Here is an 18,240-nt window from a genome sequence, read left to right as displayed (position 1 = left end):
CTATGCCGCCGGCCTTTGATATTCAGGCTATGCGATGGAGGGACCTATGAGTACGCTGCAGCGCGACCCCCGCGACCGCGTGCAGGTACTCGACGAAGACGGGCAGGTCGTCGCCGAGGACGGCGTTCCCGATATCGACGACGAAACGCTTCTCGAAATGTATCGGACGATGCGGCTGGCCCGCCACTTCGACGAACGGGCGGTCAGCCTCCAGCGACAGGGGCGGATGGGGACTTTCCCGCCGATGTCCGGCCAAGAGGCCGCCCAAGTCGGCAGCGCCCTCGCGCTGGATGCGGACGACTGGGTGTTCCCGAGTTACCGGGAGCATGCCGCCGCCTACGTCCGTGGCATCGACCTCGACCAGACGCTCCAGTACTGGATGGGCGACGAGCGCGGCAGCCAGACGGCTGCCGCCAACGTGTTCCCGGTCGCGGTACCAATCGCGACCCAGGTGCTTCACGCGACCGGGGTCGCGTGGGCCGCTGACCTGAAGGGCGATGACATCGTCTCGCTGTGTTACTTCGGTGACGGTGCAACGAGCGAGGGGGACTTCCACGAGGGGTTGAATTTCGCCGGCGTCTTCGACCTGCCGGCGGTGTTTTTCTGCAACAACAACCAGTGGGCGATTTCCGTCCCCCGCGAACAGCAGTCGGCCTCGGCGACGCTGGCACAGAAGGCCCACGCCTACGGCTTCGAGGGGGTTCTCGTCGACGGGATGGACCCGCTTGCGGTGTATAAGGTGACGCGAGAAGCCGTCGAGAAGGCTCACGCCGCCGACCCGTCCCGTGACGACGCCCCCGGCCGGGCGTGTCGGCCCACGCTCATTGAGGCCATCCAGTACCGTTTCGGCGCGCACACGACCGCCGACGACCCATCCGTCTACCGTGACGACGACGAGGTCGAACGCTGGAAACAAAAAGACCCGATACCGCGGCTCGAACTGTTCCTTCGGGACCGCGGGCTGCTCGATGACGAACGCGTCGCCGCCATCGAGCAGTCGGTGACCGACGAGGTCGCCGACGCCGTCGAGGCCGCCGAGTCGACCGAACGGCCCGCCCCGGACTCGATGTTCGACAACGTCTACGCCGACCGCCCGCCCGAACTCGACGCACAGCAACGGCAACTGGACCGACTTCGCAACCGCTACGGCGACGAGGAGCTACTGGAATGAGTACGGAAACACAGAGTCTCACGCTGGTACAGGCCGTCCGCGATGGACTCAAAAGCGAAATGGAACGCGACGAGGACGTTCTCGTCCTCGGCGAGGACGTCGGCAAAAACGGCGGCGTCTTCCGGGCGACGGAAGGACTCTACGACGAGTTCGGCGAGGACCGCGTCATCGACACGCCGCTGGCCGAGTCGGGCATCATCGGGTCCGCCATCGGCATGGCGGCCTACGGGCTCCGACCCGTCCCCGAGATTCAGTTCTCGGGCTTCATGTACCCCGGTTTCGACCAGCTCGTCTCCCACGCTGCCCGGCTGCGGACCCGCTCTCGTGGGGACTTCACCTGCCCGATGGTTCTCCGTGCCCCCTACGGCGGCGGCATCCGTGCGCCGGAACACCACTCCGAGTCCAAGGAGGCATTCTACACCCACGAGGCCGGACTGAAAGTCGTGATTCCCTCGACGCCGTACGACACCAAGGGACTGCTGGCGTCGGCGATTCGCGACCCGGACCCGGTCGTCTTCCTCGAACCGAAGCTCATCTACCGGGCGTTCCGCGAGGACGTGCCCGAGGAGCCGTATACGGTGCCGCTCGGGGAGGCGGCTGTCCGGCGTGATGGAACCGACCTGTCGGTGTTCACGTGGGGAGCGATGGTCCGGCCGACGCTCTCGGCTGCCGAGTCGGTCGCCGAGGACGGCATCGACGTCGAGGTCGTCGATATGCGAACACTGTCGCCGATGGACCGCGAGACAATCGTCGAGTCATTCAAGAAGACAGGGCGGGCGGTGGTCGTCCACGAGGCCCCCAAAACCGGCGGGCTCGCGGGTGAGATTACTGCGACGATTCAGGAGGAAGCCCTCTACTACCAAGAGGCCCCGGTCAACCGCGTGACTGGCTTTGACGTTCCCTACCCGCTGTACGCGCTGGAGGACTACTACATGCCCGAGGACACGCGAATCGAGGACGCGATACGGGAAACCTACGAGGCATAACATGGCACACGAGTTCGAACTCCCCGACGTCGGTGAGGGACTGACCGAGGCCGAAATCGTCCGCTGGCTCGTCGAACCCGGCGAGACGGTCACCGAAGACCAGCCGGTCGCCGAAGTCGAGACCGACAAGGCGGTCGTCGAGGTGCCCGCTCCCGTCAACGGCACGGTGGCGGAACTCCGCGCCGAGGAGGGCGAGATGGTTTCGGTCGGGACCGTCATCATCACCTTCGATGTCGACGGCGATAGCGACGCTACTGACGACGAGGGTGAACCCGCGGACAAAGCCACCACGGATGAAGCCGCCACGGAAGACGACGACTCAACCACCGATGCCGCCCCGACGGGTGCCGACGGTCGCGTCTTTGCTGCCCCTTCCACACGCCGGCTCGCCCGCGAACTGGGCGTCGACATCGCTGCCGTCGACGGAAGCGGCCCCGGCGGCAGAGTGACGGAGGCTGACGTTCGTGCGGCGGCCGACGCGACCGACACCGTCGAAAGCGGGGCTGACGATGCGCCGCCGTCCGGTGACGACGCAGATACGGATGACACGGACGATGACGTTCGCTCCGCGGTTCGCCGCGTCGACGAGGAAGCAGACGACGGCGGCTCGGACGCGACACCCGACGAGAAGCCCACTGCCGCCGAAGCGGCCGACCGCGACCGAACGCTCGCTGCGCCGGCGACCAGAAAGCTCGCTGACGAGAGCGGTGTCGACCTCGATGCGGTTCCGACGGACGAAACACGCGACGGTGAAGCCTTCGTCACGCCCGAGCAGGTCCAGCAGTACGCCGAGGCCCAAACCGAGGCGCAGGCGGCCGATACGGCCGCTGTCGCCGATACGACTGCCGACACTGCCGGGGACGAGCGCATCCCCTACCGCGGCATTAGGCGGACCATCGGCGAGCGGATGGCGGAGTCGAAACGCACCGTCCCGCATGCCACCCACCACGACGAGGTCGACGTGACGCGGCTGGTCGAGATTCGTGACCGACTCAGCGACCGGGCCGAGGCCCGCGATACGAAGCTGACCTACATGCCGTTTGTCCTGAAAGCCGTCGTCGCTGGCCTACAGGAACATCCGGTGCTCAACGCCCAACTCGACGAAGACGCCGAGGAAATCGTCCTCAGAAGCGACTACAACGTCGGCGTCGCCACCGCGACCGACGCCGGGCTGATGGTGCCGGTCGTCGACGATGTCGACCGGAAGGGGCTGCTTGCTATCGCTGACGAGATGCGCGACCTCGTCTCGAAGGCCCGAGAGCGCTCTATCGCCCCCGAAGAGATGCAGGGCGGGACCTTTACCGTCACGAACTTCGGAGCCGTCGGCGGCGAATACGCTACGCCCATCATCAACTACCCGGAGGCGGCGATTCTCGGCCTCGGCGAAATCAAACGCAAGCCTCGGGTCGTCGACGACGAAATCGTCCCTCGCGACGTGCTGACGCTCTCGCTTTCTATCGACCATCGCGTCATCGACGGCGCGGAGGCCGCGAGCTTTGTCAACACCGTTTCGGCGTACCTCGAAGACCCTGAGCTGCTGCTCTTGGAGTAGCTAGCTCCCGTCGCTGTCGCGACCGCCGCACGTCGCGTGCGCCCGCGACTCAATTGGTTTTTTAGGGAGGCGGGCAGAAGGGAGACGTATATGTTCAAGGCTATCGTGAGCGCGGACACGCTCGGGGCGGCGCTGGATTCGGTAAGCGTCCTCGTCGACGAGTGCAAGGTCCGCCTCGACGAGGAGGGCCTCACGATTCGTGCGGTTGACCCCGCGAACGTCGGCATGGTCGACCTCGAGCTTTCGGCGTCGGCGTTCGAGTCCTACGAGACCGACGGCGGCGTCATCGGCGTCAATCTCGACCGCCTCGAAGACATCGTCGGGATGGCCGACTCGGGCCAGCTCGTTCATCTCGACCTCGACGAGGAGACCCGCAAGCTCCACATCTCGCTCGATGGACTGGAGTATACGCTCGCGCTTATCGACCCCGACTCCATCCGCCAGGAGCCGGACCTCCCTGACCTCGATCTGTCCTCCGAAATCGTCATCGAAGGCGCTGACATCGACCGTGCGGTCACCGCCGCCGACATGGTTTCGGACCATATCGCGCTGGGTGTCGACCCCGACGCCGAGGAGTTCTACGTCGACGCCGAAGGCGACACCGACGATGTCCACCTCGAACTCGACCGCGAGGACCTCATCGACCTCACGCCCGGTGAGGCGCGGTCGCTGTTCTCGCTCGACTATCTCAAGGATATGAACAAGGCGATTCCGAAAGACGCCGAAGTGACCATGGAACTCGGCGAGGAGTTCCCCGTCAAGATGCACTTCGATTTCGCCGAGGGCGACGGCCACGTCACCTACATGCTCGCACCGCGCATCCAGAGCGACTGATACGGACTCGCGTCACGAACGTTCTACGGACCGAGAAGCAAACGCACTCCTGTCTGGTCGCTCGGTGGTCTCTACGGAGACGCCACCGAACGAGCGTGCGTCCCGCCCGCTTCCATTTTTGACTGCTCAGAACACTGCCGGCTACCGGCTGCCAACGGCGCGTTCGACGTACTCGACGGCCTCCGTTGGCGTCTCGACGGGCTGGAAGCCATCGAGCTCGATGTCGTGGGTTCGCAGCCCGGCAACCGGCCGCCCGAGGTCAAGCGCGTGGCCGAGTTCCGAGAGCGTTCCGGCCGCGCCGTCGACGGCGATGACGGCATCGCCGTTGCGGACGACGACAACGTTCCGAGCGTTCCCCAGCCCGGTCGCTATCGGAGTCGTTACCCAGTCGTTGGCTGCCGTCCGGTCGCGTCCGGGGAGGATGCCGATGGTCTCGGCCGGCGGCTCGGCGTTGTGCGCGCCGCGACAGACAGCTTCCATTACACCACCGAGGCCGCCGCAGACGACCGTGTGTCCGTGTTCGGCGAGGGTTTGTCCGACCGACTCGGCGATGGCCGCGCTCTCGTCGCCGACACTGGAGCCGCCGATAACCGAAACGCGCATCCGTCAGACTGCGTCCTGAATGATTTCGAGGGCGTCCTCGCGGTCGTCCCACTCGAGGAAGACGGCTACCGAGGTCGCGCTGGTGACCAAATCGAGGACGTTGATGTGCGCGTCCGCGAGCGGGTTGATGATGTCTTCGAGAATGCCGGAGTTGTTCGGGAGTTCGCCGCCGGTGATGCGGATGACGGCGATATCGTCGTCGACGGTGACACTCGACAGTTCGTCGAGGTCGATGACTGCTTGATGGAGGACGGTTTCGGCTTCCTCGGCCACTTCGGCATCGACGTAGAAGGTCACCGAGTCCATTCCGCTGGCGACGGCATCGACGTTGATGTCTGCCTCCGATAGCTCCGTCGACAGGTCGGAGAGAATCCCGGGCGTGTTGCGGATGGCCCGCCCGGCGGCGGTCAGACACGCCAGCGGCTCCTCGCGCATATCGATGAGGTTCTGGAACTGGCCTTCGATGGTCGTGCCACCGTCCAGTAGGTCGCCGTGCTGGTAGTGGGCAACACGGACAATCATGTCCGCAGTCTTGTAGGAAAGCGCCGACGGTGCGACGACCTCCGCACCGCGGAACGAGAGGTTCCGGAGTTCGTCGACGGTGATTTCGCCGACGTTTCGGGCACCTTCGACGACGCGCGGGTCGCCGGTCATGACGCCCTCGACGTCGGTGATGATGACGACCTCGTCGGCGTTCATGTAGTTGCCGAGCATCACGGCCGTCGTATCGGAGCCGCCGCGACCGAGTGTCGTCACGTTGCCGGCGTGGTCCTGTGCAAGGAAGCCGGTGATGACGGGTACGTACCCCTCGGCAGCCATATCAGCGGCGAGTTGCTTGGCGCGTCGCTGCGTCGCCTCGACGTCGACTTCCCCGTGCTCGTCGGTGATGACCGGCCACTCCTCGGTCCCGGGTTCGAGGAACTTCGCGTTGATGTCACGGGCACCGAGCGCGGCCTTCAGCATCCGCACCGAGGTCCGTTCGCCCATCGAGACGATTTCGGCCTCATCGGCTTCGTCGGCCTCGAACTCGATGGCGTCAAGCAGGAAGTCGGTCGTCGACCCCATCGCCGAGGCGACGACGGCGACTTCGTGGCCTTCCTCGACAGCGGCGGCGATAGAGTCTGCGGCCCGATTGACCCGGTCGCCGTTGCCGAGACTGGTCCCGCCGAACTTCGCAACTACGCGCATACTTTCACCCGCGCTCCAGTTCGGACGCTTCCCGTGTGGTAGCTCATACCCCCCGGTAGCCAGTCCCGGGAAATAACGGTGTTCATCTGTGGCGGGTTGTGGTCTCCGCCCTCGGCCGCCAAAGGTTAATCCCCTCGAACGTGTTAGCTTTCCACATGAACGTACGGGACGCCGTCGAGGCGGACGCCGAGCGGCTGGCGGCGCTGACCGACGCTCCGACCGACGTGATGCGGAACCTGATTCACGACCGGACGGTCAGGGTTGCCGACGACGACGAGACGGTCGAAGGCTTCGTCAGCTTCGACGTACAGGCGGGGACGGTCCACGTCACGCAACTGGAGGGAGACTGCGAACTCTGTGAGCGCCTGCTGGAGGAACCTGCCCGGTTCGCTGCGTGCGAAGAGATGGACGTTGAACTGTTGGTTCCTGAGACCGACACTGATGCGGCTGATGCCGCCGTCGAGGCTGGCTTCGAGGAGTGCGGCCGTGGTCCCCGCTTCGACGGCGTCGGAACGACCCGCTATGAGTGGCAGCCGGACGCATAGTCCCAGCCGACGGCCGGAGCGTCTCACCACCACCGCTTAGTACCTGTCGGTTGTCGTATCCGTATGGACGGAACACGCACCCCGGCCCCAACGGAGAAGCCGGTCGTGCTGACGATAGCGGGCAGCGACTCCGGCGGCGGCGCCGGTATCCAAGCCGACCTCAAGACCATCGAGGCGACGGGCGGGTTCGGCACCTCCGCAGTGACCGCAGTGACCGCACAGAATACGACGGGTGTCGCGTCCAGCCACGTCCTCCCGGTCGAGGAGCTTGCAGCACAAATCGAGGCTGTCACCGACGATTTCGATGTGCGGGCGGTCAAAACCGGTATGCTGGCGACCACCGAGGTCGTCGAGACGGTCACCCAGCGAGTCGCCGACCTCTCGTGTCCCGTCGTTGTTGACCCGGTGATGGTCGCGGCCACGGGCGACCGGTTGCTGACGGAGGCTGCCGAGTCGGCCTACGAGGACTTGCTCGCGGCGGCGACACTTGCGACGCCAAACGCCGACGAGGCAGCGGTACTGACCGGTTCCGAGCCGGAAGACGAAGCCGAGGCTCGGGCGGCCGGACAGGAGATAATTGCACTCGGGGCCGACGCGGCGCTGGTCAAGGGCGGTCACATGCCCGGCGATGCGGTCACTGACGTTCTCGTCGCTGATTCCGGGACGGAGGTGTTCTCACATCCCCGAATCGACACCGACGCGACCCACGGCTCCGGCTGTACGCTGTCGGCGGCTATCGCCACACATCTCGCTTCGGGGGCTCCGCTGTCGACGGCCGTCGAACGGGGAGTCGACTTTATGGAGCGGGCTGTTCGCTACCACCACTCCGTCGGCTCCGGCCCGGGCGCAGTTCACCACCTTGTGGACCTTCGTGATGACGCTGTTCGGGATACGGTCGCCGAGTCCGTACAGGACGCTGTTGACCGTCTCGTCGCCGAGGATGTCAGCCCGGCGATTCCACAGGTCGGCATGAACGTCGTCGCGGCGACCCCGTACGCTGAGACGACAGCCGATATCGCGGCGGTCGAAGGACGGCTCACCCGGGCTGTTTCCGGTGTCGCCCGTGGCCGTGGCGTCCGGTTCGGAGCGTCCAGCCACGTCGCGCGGTTCCTGCTTGCGGCCCGCGAACACCGCCCGGACCTCGCCGCCGCCGCCAACTGTCGGTTTGATGCTACCGTCGAGTCGGCGCTCGAACGACTCGACTGGACGGTCGCCGAATACGACCGCGACGCCGAACCCGAATCGGCAGAAAGTACAATGCAGTGGGCGGCCACCGAGGTGTTCGCCGACGGTGCCGACCCAGTGGCAATCATCGACCGCGGAGACGTCGGCAAGGAGCCGATGATGAAAATCGTTGCCACAAGTCCTGAAACTGTCGTATCACAGCTCATTGAAGCTGCCGACGAACTCCGCGAACGGTAAGCAACAACATAAAACACGTCCATTTTTCCCACGCCGGTAATCAACCAATGTAATTAATACCTGCTAATATTCATACATTAACGCCGAATACGCGAGGGAAACCCGTATTATTTTGGAAGGCTTTATGACCGTAGGGGCAAATGTTGCCCTATGGTTGATACGTCTAACCTCGACCGACGGAGCCTACTAAAGGGTGTAGGCGTTGCTGGTATCGCCGGCCTCGCTGGTTGTACCGGGAACGGCGACGGAAACGGCAACGGAAACGGCAACGGAAACGGCAACGGAAACGGCAACGGCAATGGAAACGGCGACGACGGTGCCGCTGGCGAAGCAATCGGCTGGCACGCTGGTGGGACTGGCGGCACGTACTACCCGTTCTCGCAGGAACTCAAGGACATCGTTGAGACGGAGACCAACCACACGCTGCAGGTCCAGTCGACCGGTGCGTCCGTCGAGAACGTCGGCAGCCTCGCCAGCGGCGACGCCGACTTCGCGCTTATCCAGAACGACATCGCGACGTTCGCTACTGAAGGCCGTGGAATTGCCGCCTTCGAGGGCAACCCGATAGAGAACCTCCGTGGCGTTGCGACCCTGTACCCGGAGACGATTCACATCCTCACCCGTCCGGCCGCGGACATCGAGACAGTCTCCGACCTTGAGGGCATGCGTGTCAACACCGGCGACTCCGGCAGCGGCACGCAGGTCAACGCCCTGCAGATTCTCGAATCGGCCGCCGGACTGACCCCCGACGACTTCGACGAACAGAACAGCGAGTTCGCCCAAGCGGCCGACCAGATTCGTGACGGCGACGTTGATGCGGCCTTTATTGTCGGCGGCTGGCCGGTCGGTGCCATCGAAGAGCTCGCGACGACGGCCGATGTCGACCTGCTGGAGCTTAGCGACGACGAGCGGGCGACGCTTCAGGAAGACGCCCAGTGGTTCACCGACGACACGGTGCCCGGCGGCACATACCCCGGCATCGACGAAGACACCGATACCGTCTCGGTGCAGGCGATGATTGCCACCCGCGAGGAGTACGACGAGGACATTGTTGAGGAGGTCACCGCGGCAATCTTCGACAACGAAGACCAGATTACCATCCAAAGTGAGTTCGTCAGCCGCGACACCGCACAGGACGGCATGCCGATTGAACTTCACCCCGGCGCAGCGGCCTACTTCAACTGAGCGATGCCGAGACGCGCGTGGCTTCCCATCGCCGCGCTGTCCGTTCTCGTCGTCGCTTCGGCCGCTGGTATCGTCGTCTCGGAGCGTGACGTAGGCACTCAGACCCTCGTCGTTGAGGACGCCACCGACGGGACGGAACTACTCGCCGTCGCCGTCGAGCCGGGCTCCGAGGTCGCAATCGAATACACCCACAGCGTCGAGCGAACGCCCGTTGTCGATGTCTACACGGTCGACGACGGCGAACTCGTGATGACCAGAAGCGAGTTCCAGTCGTTCGGTGCCGGACTACCGTCACGAGCGGATGTCGCGCTCGAAGACGGCGTCTTCGTTTACGAGCCGCCCCCGAAACGATATGCACAGCTCACTGTCGCCACCGGTCACATCGCCGACCACGACCTCGTCGTCGACGGCGAGCGGTACGACCTCGCGGCGCTGGCCGACGGCGAAAGCATCACGCTCGACCTCGAACACCGACTCTTTCATGGCCTATGACTGACGCTAGCTCCGACCCAGAGGACCGACCCACGAACACGGGGACCGACGCTGACCGCTCCGACGAGCGCTCCCCGACAGACACCGTCGACGCCGAGGAGGACCCGGAGAATATCCTCGAAGAAATCGAACGGAAGCGCTCCCTCCGCGGCTGGTCGGTCGTTCTCGTCGCGGTGGTCGGCATTCTGTTTTCGGCGTTCCAGATGTGGCTTTCGGCCCGCGGGTTCATCGTCGAGGTCACGGTTCCGTTGGCCGGTACCTACCGCATTACTTCGTTTGAAACGCTCCAGATACGCTCGGTCCACGTCACCTTCGCGCTGATAATGGCATTCCTGTTGTATCCGCCATTGACCGGCGCGGGACGGCTTACCCGCTCTATCGGCGGGTTCCTCGACGTGGTCTCGAACCGTGTCGGCGGCTCTATCGCGGCCGCTATTGCTTTTCTTCGCCGGGCCGTCCGCTGGTTTTGTTTCGACCCGAACAAGGAGCGAATCACGCCGCTCGATGGGCTGCTCATCGTCAGTGCACTGCTTCCGGTAGTGTACTTCTTCAGGCGGTACGACGAGTACCAGAACGTCATCCGCGTGCTGGGACTGCAAAACGCCGCGACCATTGACGAGATATTCCCAGCGCTTGAACCGCTCGCGGTCGGGCCGCTCGCCACCTATTCGGTCGCCTACTTGCTCGGCATTCTCGGCGTGCTGTTGGTACTGGAGGCGACCCGCCGTGCACTCGGACTGCTGCTGACCGGCCTCGTCTCTATCTTTGTCCTCTACGGCCGGTACGGATATCTCATCCCCTCCGACATGGCCGGAATCGGTCAGCTCGCGGTCCGCGAGAACCGGTGGGACCAGGTCATCTCGTATCTCTGGTACACCGGCGAAGGCATCTTCGGCATCCCCGTAAGCGTCAGCGTCAGGTTCATCTACATCTTCATCCTCTTCGGTGCGTTCTTGGAGATGTCCGGTGCCGGCAAGTGGTTCATCGACTTCGCGTACTCGCTGACCGGCACCCGAAAGGGTGGCCCGGCGAAAGCGAGCGTCGTCTCCTCGGGCTTTATGGGGATGCTTTCGGGGTCGTCGGTCGCCAACACGGTCACAACCGGCGCGTTCACGATTCCGCTGATGAAGCGGTCCGGCTACTCGCCGGAGTTCGCCGGTGCCGTCGAATCCTCGACCTCATCAGGTGGCCAGATTCTGCCGCCGGTCATGGGCGCAGCGGCGTTTCTCATCGTCGAGTACACCGGGACACCGTTCCGTGATGTCATCGTCGCGGCCACGATTCCGGCCGTTGCCTTCTTCTTCGGCATGTGGGTGATGGTCCACTTCGAGGCGGCAAAACACGACATCGGTGGGCTTGCCCGCGAACAGCTGCTTGATTTGAAACCACACATCAAGCGGGGTTGGTTCTATCTCTTCCCCATCGTACTGTTGCTGTACTACATCGTCGGTGCTCGCCTCTCTATCGGTCGTGCCGGGTGGCTGACCATTGTCGCGACGATTGCTATCGTTGCGCTCGTGGCCGCCTACAACGAGCGAACCCGCGGCATCATCGCCGGTGGTCTCGCGGTTGCCCTCGCCGCGAACATCGCCAGCTACGCGACCGCCGGCGTCGGGCTCATCACGCTCGCCTTCGGCGGTAGCGGCGAGTCGCTTCCGGTTGCTGCGGCGCTGCGTGCGGGCCTCGGCGACCTCGATGCGATTGCGATTCTCCTCGGCGTTGCCGTGCTGTTGTACGACCGCTCCGGCACGGCACCGCTGCTCAGCCTCGATTCGGCCGTCGACGACACCGCCGACGCTATCGACGACCGCCTCGGGCGACCTGTCGCCGCCTCGCGGGCGGGGCGGTTCGCGACGTTCATTCTCAAATCGATGGAGGCGGGCGCACGCACCGCAACCGTCGTCGTCGTCGCCGTCGCCGCGGCTGGTATCATCCCCGGTATTATCGGCCTCACCGGTCTGGGGCCGAACCTCGCCCGGCTTATCGTCACCGTCAGCGCCGGTTCGTTCGTGGTCTTGCTGCTGCTTGCCGGCGTCTCCGCTATCATCGTCGGAATGGGGATGCCGACGACAGTGATGTACATTATCCTCGTGGCGATGTTGGGCCGGGCCTTCCCCGAGTTCGGGGTGCCGCTGCTCGCCGTCCACCTCTACATCCTCTATCTCGGGCTGATGGCCGACGTGACCCCGCCGGTCGCGGTGGCTGCCTTCGCCGCCAGCGGTGTCGCCAAGTCCGAACCCATCGAGACGGCGATTCAGGCCTTCTTGTTGTCGCTGAACAAGATACTGGTGCCCTTCGCCTTCGTCTTTACTCCCGGAATCATGCTGCTGCGCCCCGACGGCGACCCTGGGGAGACGAACCTGCTCTCGTGGGCCGACGTGACCGACTTCGGGTTCTTCGTCCCCGAAGTCGTCGTTCCGATACTCGGGATGTTCGCCGGCGTCTACGCGCTCGGTATCTGCATCATCGGCTACTTCCGTGCGCCGGTTTCCCGCGTCCAGCGGGTCCTGTATGGCGTCGCCGCGCTGCTGCTTTCGGTTCCGGGTCTCGTACTCCTGCCGACCGAGTCACTGCTTGGGCTGCTCGGCGTTTCGGTCGTGCTTGAGACGCTTGCTGCCGACCTGCTCCTCCGGGGCGTCGGGGCCGCGCTCTTCATTACGCTCCTCGAAAAGGGGCGCCGAGAGGGCCGGAAGGAATCGCCGTCGGAGCCGGCCTCGCCGACCGCGTCATAGGCCTCCCGACGCGACCCGTCACGTTTTAGCGGCCGGCCGGCCCCGATACGGGTATGGCTTCGGGCATCGTCGGTGAGTACTTCGAGTTGCGAGCGTCGGCGTCGGCCGACCTGTTGGCGATGCAGATGGGCGATTTCTACGAGTTCTTCGGCGAGGACGCCGAACTCGTCGGCGACGAACTCGATTTGAAGGTCTCAGAGCGCTCGTCGGGCGGCGAGAGCTACGCGATGGCCGGCGTCCCGGTCGACGACCTGACGCCGTACCTCAAGGCGCTGGCCGAGCGCGGCTATCGGGTCGCCGTCGCCGACCAACGGGAGACCGACGACGGCATCGTCAGGGAAGTTACCCGAACCGTCACGCCCGGAACGCTCGTCGAGACGGACGATGCCGACGCGAAGTATCTCGCTAGCGTTGTCTACGAGAACAACGAATACGGGTTGGCGCTCTGTGATATCACCACCGGTCAGTTCCGGGCGACGGCCGTTTCCGGCCCTGACGCAGCCGACCGTGCGCTGACCGAACTCTACCGATTCGGTCCGGTCGAGCTGCTCCCCGGCCCCACAGTCAGGACCGACGACAGTTTCCTCGGACAGTTGCGCGAGCGGCTCGACGGCCGGCTCACGCTCCACGATACTGACGCGTTCGCGCCCGGTCGCGCTCGCGCTCGCCTCGGCGAGCAGTTCGGCGACGCCGTCGATGCCGTCGGCCTCGAAAGCGATGCTGCCGTCGCGGCCGCCGGTGCGGTCATCGACTACGTCGACGAGACCGGCGTCGGAGCGCTGGCGTCGATAACGCGGCTGCAGGCGTACGCCCCCGACGACCACGTCTCGCTGGACGGCACCACACAGCGGAACCTTGAGCTGACCGAGCCGATGACCGAGGGCGGACAGACTCTGTTTGCGACCGTCGACCACACCGAGACCAGTGCCGGTCGCCGGCTGCTCGAAGCGTGGCTCAAGCGCCCGCTCAAGCGCCGTGGCGAACTCGACCGCAGACAGCAGGCTGTCGCCGCGCTCGTCGGCGACGCGCTGGCACGGGAGGCGCTTCGAGAGACCCTATCGTCGGCCTACGACCTCGAACGGGTCGCCTCGCGAGCCGTTGCGGGCAACGCCGATGCCGATGCGTTGCTTCGGGCCCGTGAGACGCTGGGACTGGTCGAGGACCTGCGGACCCGTATCGACGACGCCGCCCGGCTGTCGTCATCACCGGTCGCCGACCTGTTTGCTGACCTCGATGTCGAGGCCGTCGAGACACTCCGGTCGGAACTGGAGGCGCTCGCCGACGACCCGCCGAAGACGCTCCACGAGGGCGGTTTGATACGACGCGGCTACGACGAGGAACTCGACGACCTCGTCGAGCGCCACGAGACCGCAGTCGAGTGGTTCGAGACGCTCGCCGAGCGGGAAAAACGGGCCCACGGTCTCACCCACGTTACCGTCGACCGGAACAAGACGGACGGCTACTACATCCAGGTCGGCAAATCCGAAACCGATGCGGTGCCGGACCACTACGAGGGAATCAAGACGCTGAAAAACGCCGAGCGGTACGTCTTCGAGGAGCTTCGCGAGAAGGAACGGGAGATTCTCCGTCTCGAAGAGGTCCGCGGGGACCGCGAGTACGAGGCCTTCTGCCGGCTCCGGGAGTCGGTCGCCGACTCGGCCGAACTCCTCCAGCGGGTCGGCCGGACGCTTGCGGAACTCGATGTCTACTGTTCGCTTGCGGCCCACGCCGCAAAGCACGGCTGGACCCGGCCGGAACTGACCGACACACGAGCTATTGATATCGAAGCCGGTCGGCATCCGGTCGTCGAGACCGAAGTCCAGTTCGTTCCCAACGACCTCTATCTCGACCGCGAGCGCCGTTTCCTACTCGTCACCGGGCCGAATATGTCCGGCAAATCGACCTACATGCGGCAGGCGGCGCTGATTACGCTTTTAGCGCAGGTCGGCTCCTTTGTCCCCGCCGACAGCGCCCGCGTCGGCCTCGTGGACGGCGTTTTCACCCGCGTTGGCGCTCTCGATGAACTCGCACAGGGCCGCTCGACGTTTATGGTCGAGATGGAGGAACTCTCGAACATCCTCCACAGCGCCACCGAGGACTCGCTCGTCATCCTTGATGAGGTCGGCCGCGGCACCGCCACCTACGACGGCATTTCTATCGCGTGGGCGGCTACCGAGTACCTGCACAACGAGGTTGGCGCGTTCACGCTCTTTGCGACCCACTACCACGAGCTGACGACGTTGGCCGATGAGCTCCCGCGCGTCGAAAACGTCCATGTCGCCGTCGCGGGCGACCCTGAAGACGGCGACGGCGACGTTACCTTCCTCCGGACGGTCGAGCCCGGCGCGACCGACCGTTCCTACGGTGTTCACGTCGCCGACTTGGCGGGCGTTCCCGACCCGGTCGTCGACCGCGCCGGCGCAGTGCTCTCGCGGCTTCGGGAGGACCGGGCCGTCGAGGCGAAGGGCGGTGACTCCGGCGAGCCGGTACAGACGGTGTTTGACCTCTCGGACGGCCAGTTCCGCGAGAACGGCGACAACAGCGCCGACAGCGACGAGGGCGGCGAACTCGACCCCGAAACAGCGGCCGTCGTCGATGAACTCGCCGACCTCGAAGTCGACGAGACGCCACCGGTAGAGCTGATGGCCCGGGTACAGGAGTGGCAACAGCGGCTCGATGGCGAGTGACGCGGTTCCTCGCCGACAGCGTTAGGGGGACGGCGCGAGGAGAGACAACAACCTCGACGATGGCACCGGAGATACGGGAACTCGACGCGGAGACGCGGGATAGAATCGCCGCCGGGGAGGTCGTCGAGCGACCGGCCTCGGTCGTCAAGGAACTTGTCGAGAACGCTCTCGACGCCGACGCCTCGCGGGTCGACGTGACCGTCGAGGCCGGCGGCAAGGACCGCATCGTCGTCGCCGACGACGGCGTCGGGATGTCCGAGACGGACGCCCGCGCGGCGGTCAAAGAACACACCACCAGCAAGCTCCGGGACGTCAGCGACCTCGACACCATCGGTACGCTCGGCTTCCGGGGTGAGGCGCTCCACGCCATCGGCTCGGTTGCCCGCCTCCGGCTCCGGACGAAACCCCGCGACGGCACCCGCGGCACCGAACTCGTCGTCGAAGGCGGCGATGTCGTCGATTGTGGGCCGGTCGGCTGCCCCGAAGGGACGACGGTCGAAGTGACAGCACTGTTCGAGAACGTCCCTGCCCGCCGAAAATACCTCAAGACCGACACGACCGAGTTCGACCACGTCCAGCAGGTCGTCGCCGGCTACGCGCTCGCTGCCCCCGACGTGGCCGTGCGCCTCGACCACGACGGCCGGGAGACGTTTGCGACACCGGGCGACGGCGACAGACAGAGCGCGGTCCTCGAAGTTTACGGCCGCGAGGTCGCCGCATCGATGGTTTCCGTCGAGCAGTCGTGGGACGACGGCCCCGTTGCTGGCGTTGCGGGTCTTGTGAGCCATCCCGAGACGAACCGCGCCGGCCGCGACTACATGACGACGCTGGTCAACGGCCGCTATGTGACCGCCAGCGCCGTCCGAGAGGCTATCGTCGAGGCCTACGGCCGCCAGCTCGCTGCCGACCGATATCCCTTCGCCGTCATCGATATAGACCTGCCGCCCGGTGGCGTCGATGTCAACGTCCATCCGCGCAAGCTCGAAGTCCTCTTTTCGGACGAGAAAACGGTCCGCGAGCGGGTCGAAAACGCCGTCGAATCGGCGCTTCTCGACGCTGGCCTCCTGCGGTCCCGCGCACCACGGGGCCAGTCTGCCCCCGAGCAGACCGAGATTCCCGCCGACGAGGAGCCGCCCCGGACCGAATCGGGGCATCGTCGCCGCCCGGCCGTCGGCTCCTCGTCCACGTCGGGACGTGCCGCTGATTCGACGGAGCAATCCAACGCCGCCGACGACGTGCGCAGTGACCCGCCAGCCGCTTCGGGCGGCGGTACGGAGCCGGACGTCACTGCCTCCTCGGACGGAACGACGGAGTCAGACGCCACCGGGCCAGCCAACGCCTCCAACGACGGTCCGGCTCCGTCTCCGACTTCCTCTCCGGACGAGTCGCCCGGCCATGCTGCTGCAGACGCCGCCCCGCCGACGGCTGGCGAGTCCCCGGCCGTCGCCCGGGACGATGCCGATTCGGAATCTACGGCTGATGCCGCGGCCTCAGCGTCCGATGGAACCGACCGGTTCCGGGCGGCAACGACCCAGCGGACCCTCGACGGCGAGACGACGACCGGGACGCCCGAAACCTTCGACCGGCTGCCGTCGATGACCGTCTTCGGACAGTTCGACGACACCTACCTCGTCGCCGAGGCCGACGACGGGTTGGTGCTCATCGACCAGCACGCCGCCGACGAGCGAATCAACTACGAGCGGCTCAAGGCCGCCGTTGACGGCGACCTGACGACACAGGCGCTGGCCGAGCCGGTGTCGGTGTCGCTGACCGCCCGCGAGGCTGCCCTCGTCGAGGAGTACGGCGAGGCGCTCTCGCGACTCGGGTTCCGCGTTCGGACTGATGACGACCGAACGCTAACGGTGACGACGGCTCCGGCGCTGCTTGTCGAGGCGGCCGGCGATGCGATGCCGGAGTTGGCGCGGGACCTGCTCGGAGAGTTCACCGGCGGCGACCCGGACGGCACCGTGGCGGCGGTCGTTGATGACCTTCTCGGCGACCTCGCGTGCCACCCGTCAATCAAGGGCAATACGTCGCTCCGTGAGGGCACCGTCGAGGGGCTGCTGTCGGCGCTGGACGACTGTGAAAACCCCTACGCCTGCCCGCACGGCCGGCCGACGGTCCTCGAACTCCCACGCGAAGAAATCGAGACACGGTTCGAGCGTGACTATCCGGGCCACGGCGACCGCCGTGAGTAGGCGACGCTACTCGACGACCAGCCAGCCGTCGATGAGTCCTTCAACCAGCGCGCCGTAGACCAGTTCGAGGCCCGCCTCGTTTCCGAGCGTGACCCACCTGATTCGCGCGCCCTGAATCGCAGCCAGTACGTGCGCCGCCAGCCGTTCAGCGTCGACTGGCCGGAACTGCCCCTCTTCGACGCCGCGTTCGACGACGGCGGCAACCGTCGCATGGATTCGCTCGTCGTTTTCGGCCAACTGCTCTCGGAACGTCTCGTTGTGGATGGCCTGCGCGCGGAGTTCCAACAGCGCGGTGTGGAACGCGCGGTGTTCCTCGCGGCTTCGCTCGCCGTCGCCGAAGAGAAACAGGCCGACGAGGTCGGCAAGTTGGTCGCGCGGCGTCTCCGGGTCCGCGGAGACGCGCTCCTCGAAGCGTTCGAGAAGATACGCCAAGAGCGAGGCGAGTAGCTCCTCTTTCGTATCGAAATGATAGTGCAGTAGCGACTTGCTGCAGTCGCCCTCGTCGGCGATGTCCTGCATCGTCAGCGCGGCGTAGCCGTTGTCACAGAGCGCCCGGTAGGTTGCCTCCATGATGCGCTCCCGCGTCTCCTCGACCATTACTGACTGAGTGGTCAGTTAGGGGCTTCAATGGTTCGGGTTCGAAAA

General features: G+C 65.5%; 14 protein-coding genes. 11 read left to right on the top strand and 3 right to left on the bottom strand.

Translation table 11 applies throughout. The annotated features are described in order from the left end of the window. Window positions 1-46 precede the first annotated feature (46 nt). The 4 genes from pdhA to NP_RS01415 all read left to right on the top strand — a co-directional run bounded on the left by pdhA (window position 47) and on the right by NP_RS01415 (window position 4,543). Window positions 47-1,171 (top strand): pyruvate dehydrogenase (acetyl-transferring) E1 component subunit alpha, encoded by a 1,125-nt coding sequence (gene pdhA / locus NP_RS01430; RefSeq protein ID WP_011322007.1) that lies wholly within the window; start codon window positions 47-49, stop codon window positions 1,169-1,171. Beyond that, window positions 1,168-2,157 carry an alpha-ketoacid dehydrogenase subunit beta gene (locus tag NP_RS01425; RefSeq protein WP_011322006.1) on the top strand — a complete coding sequence of 330 codons (990 nt, stop codon included), beginning with the start codon at window positions 1,168-1,170 and terminating at the stop codon, window positions 2,155-2,157. The genes pdhA and NP_RS01425 overlap by 4 nt, the downstream gene beginning before the upstream one ends. A gap of 1 nt (window position 2,158) precedes the next feature. Beyond that, window positions 2,159-3,709, top strand: a complete 1,551-nt coding sequence (locus NP_RS01420; protein WP_011322005.1) for a dihydrolipoamide acetyltransferase family protein — start codon at window positions 2,159-2,161, stop codon at window positions 3,707-3,709. A gap of 90 nt (window positions 3,710-3,799) precedes the next feature. Further along, window positions 3,800-4,543: a DNA polymerase sliding clamp gene (locus NP_RS01415; RefSeq protein WP_011322004.1), complete on the top strand. Its 744-nt coding sequence runs from the start codon at window positions 3,800-3,802 to the stop codon at window positions 4,541-4,543. Window positions 4,544-4,684: 141 nt separating this feature from the next. Here the strand turns inward: NP_RS01415 and NP_RS01410 are convergent, their stop codons facing one another. Together NP_RS01410 and NP_RS01405 are read right to left on the bottom strand one after the other, a co-directional pair. Beyond that, on the bottom strand, window positions 4,685-5,146 hold the full coding sequence (locus NP_RS01410) for a TIGR00725 family protein (RefSeq protein WP_011322003.1): 462 nt from the start codon (window positions 5,144-5,146) through the stop codon (window positions 4,685-4,687). A 3-nt stretch (window positions 5,147-5,149) separates the two neighbouring features. Then, window positions 5,150-6,334 carry an aspartate kinase gene (locus tag NP_RS01405; RefSeq protein WP_011322002.1) on the bottom strand — a complete coding sequence of 395 codons (1,185 nt, stop codon included), beginning with the start codon at window positions 6,332-6,334 and terminating at the stop codon, window positions 5,150-5,152. Window positions 6,335-6,489: 155 nt separating this feature from the next. Between NP_RS01405 and NP_RS01400 the strand changes: the two genes are divergently transcribed. The 7 genes from NP_RS01400 to mutL all read left to right on the top strand — a co-directional run bounded on the left by NP_RS01400 (window position 6,490) and on the right by mutL (window position 17,595). Continuing rightward, entirely contained in the window at window positions 6,490-6,879 is a 390-nt protein-coding gene (locus NP_RS01400; RefSeq protein WP_011322001.1) for a hypothetical protein, read from the top strand. A gap of 63 nt (window positions 6,880-6,942) precedes the next feature. Further along, a complete protein-coding gene (gene thiD / locus NP_RS01395; protein WP_011322000.1) occupies window positions 6,943-8,301 on the top strand; it encodes a bifunctional hydroxymethylpyrimidine kinase/phosphomethylpyrimidine kinase in 1,359 nt (452 codons plus the stop codon). Window positions 8,302-8,451: 150 nt separating this feature from the next. Then, window positions 8,452-9,486 carry a TAXI family TRAP transporter solute-binding subunit gene (locus NP_RS01390; RefSeq protein WP_011321999.1) on the top strand — a complete coding sequence of 345 codons (1,035 nt, stop codon included), beginning with the start codon at window positions 8,452-8,454 and terminating at the stop codon, window positions 9,484-9,486. Window positions 9,487-9,489: 3 nt separating this feature from the next. Continuing rightward, window positions 9,490-9,978: a DUF1850 domain-containing protein gene (locus NP_RS01385; protein ID WP_011321998.1), complete on the top strand. Its 489-nt coding sequence runs from the start codon at window positions 9,490-9,492 to the stop codon at window positions 9,976-9,978. Next, window positions 9,975-12,710: a TRAP transporter permease gene (locus NP_RS01380; protein ID WP_011321997.1), complete on the top strand. Its 2,736-nt coding sequence runs from the start codon at window positions 9,975-9,977 to the stop codon at window positions 12,708-12,710. The genes NP_RS01385 and NP_RS01380 overlap by 4 nt, the downstream gene beginning before the upstream one ends. A gap of 53 nt (window positions 12,711-12,763) precedes the next feature. Next, window positions 12,764-15,397 (top strand): DNA mismatch repair protein MutS, encoded by a 2,634-nt coding sequence (gene mutS / locus NP_RS01375; RefSeq protein ID WP_011321996.1) that lies wholly within the window; start codon window positions 12,764-12,766, stop codon window positions 15,395-15,397. Between the two features lie 59 nt (window positions 15,398-15,456). Continuing rightward, window positions 15,457-17,595: a DNA mismatch repair endonuclease MutL gene (gene mutL / locus NP_RS01370; RefSeq protein ID WP_011321995.1), complete on the top strand. Its 2,139-nt coding sequence runs from the start codon at window positions 15,457-15,459 to the stop codon at window positions 17,593-17,595. A 6-nt stretch (window positions 17,596-17,601) separates the two neighbouring features. Here the strand turns inward: mutL and NP_RS01365 are convergent, their stop codons facing one another. Continuing rightward, the gene (locus NP_RS01365) at window positions 17,602-18,192 is read right to left on the bottom strand and encodes a TetR/AcrR family transcriptional regulator (RefSeq protein ID WP_011321994.1); all 591 of its coding nucleotides are present in this window, start codon (window positions 18,190-18,192) and stop codon (window positions 17,602-17,604) included. Window positions 18,193-18,240 lie beyond the last annotated feature (48 nt).

Origin of the sequence: Natronomonas pharaonis DSM 2160, assembly GCF_000026045.1 — an archaeon.
Classification (GTDB): Archaea; Halobacteriota; Halobacteria; order Halobacteriales; family Haloarculaceae; genus Natronomonas; species Natronomonas pharaonis.
The sequence above is the reverse complement of the archived record's forward strand: the minus strand, read 5'-3'. Positions and strand labels throughout refer to the sequence as shown.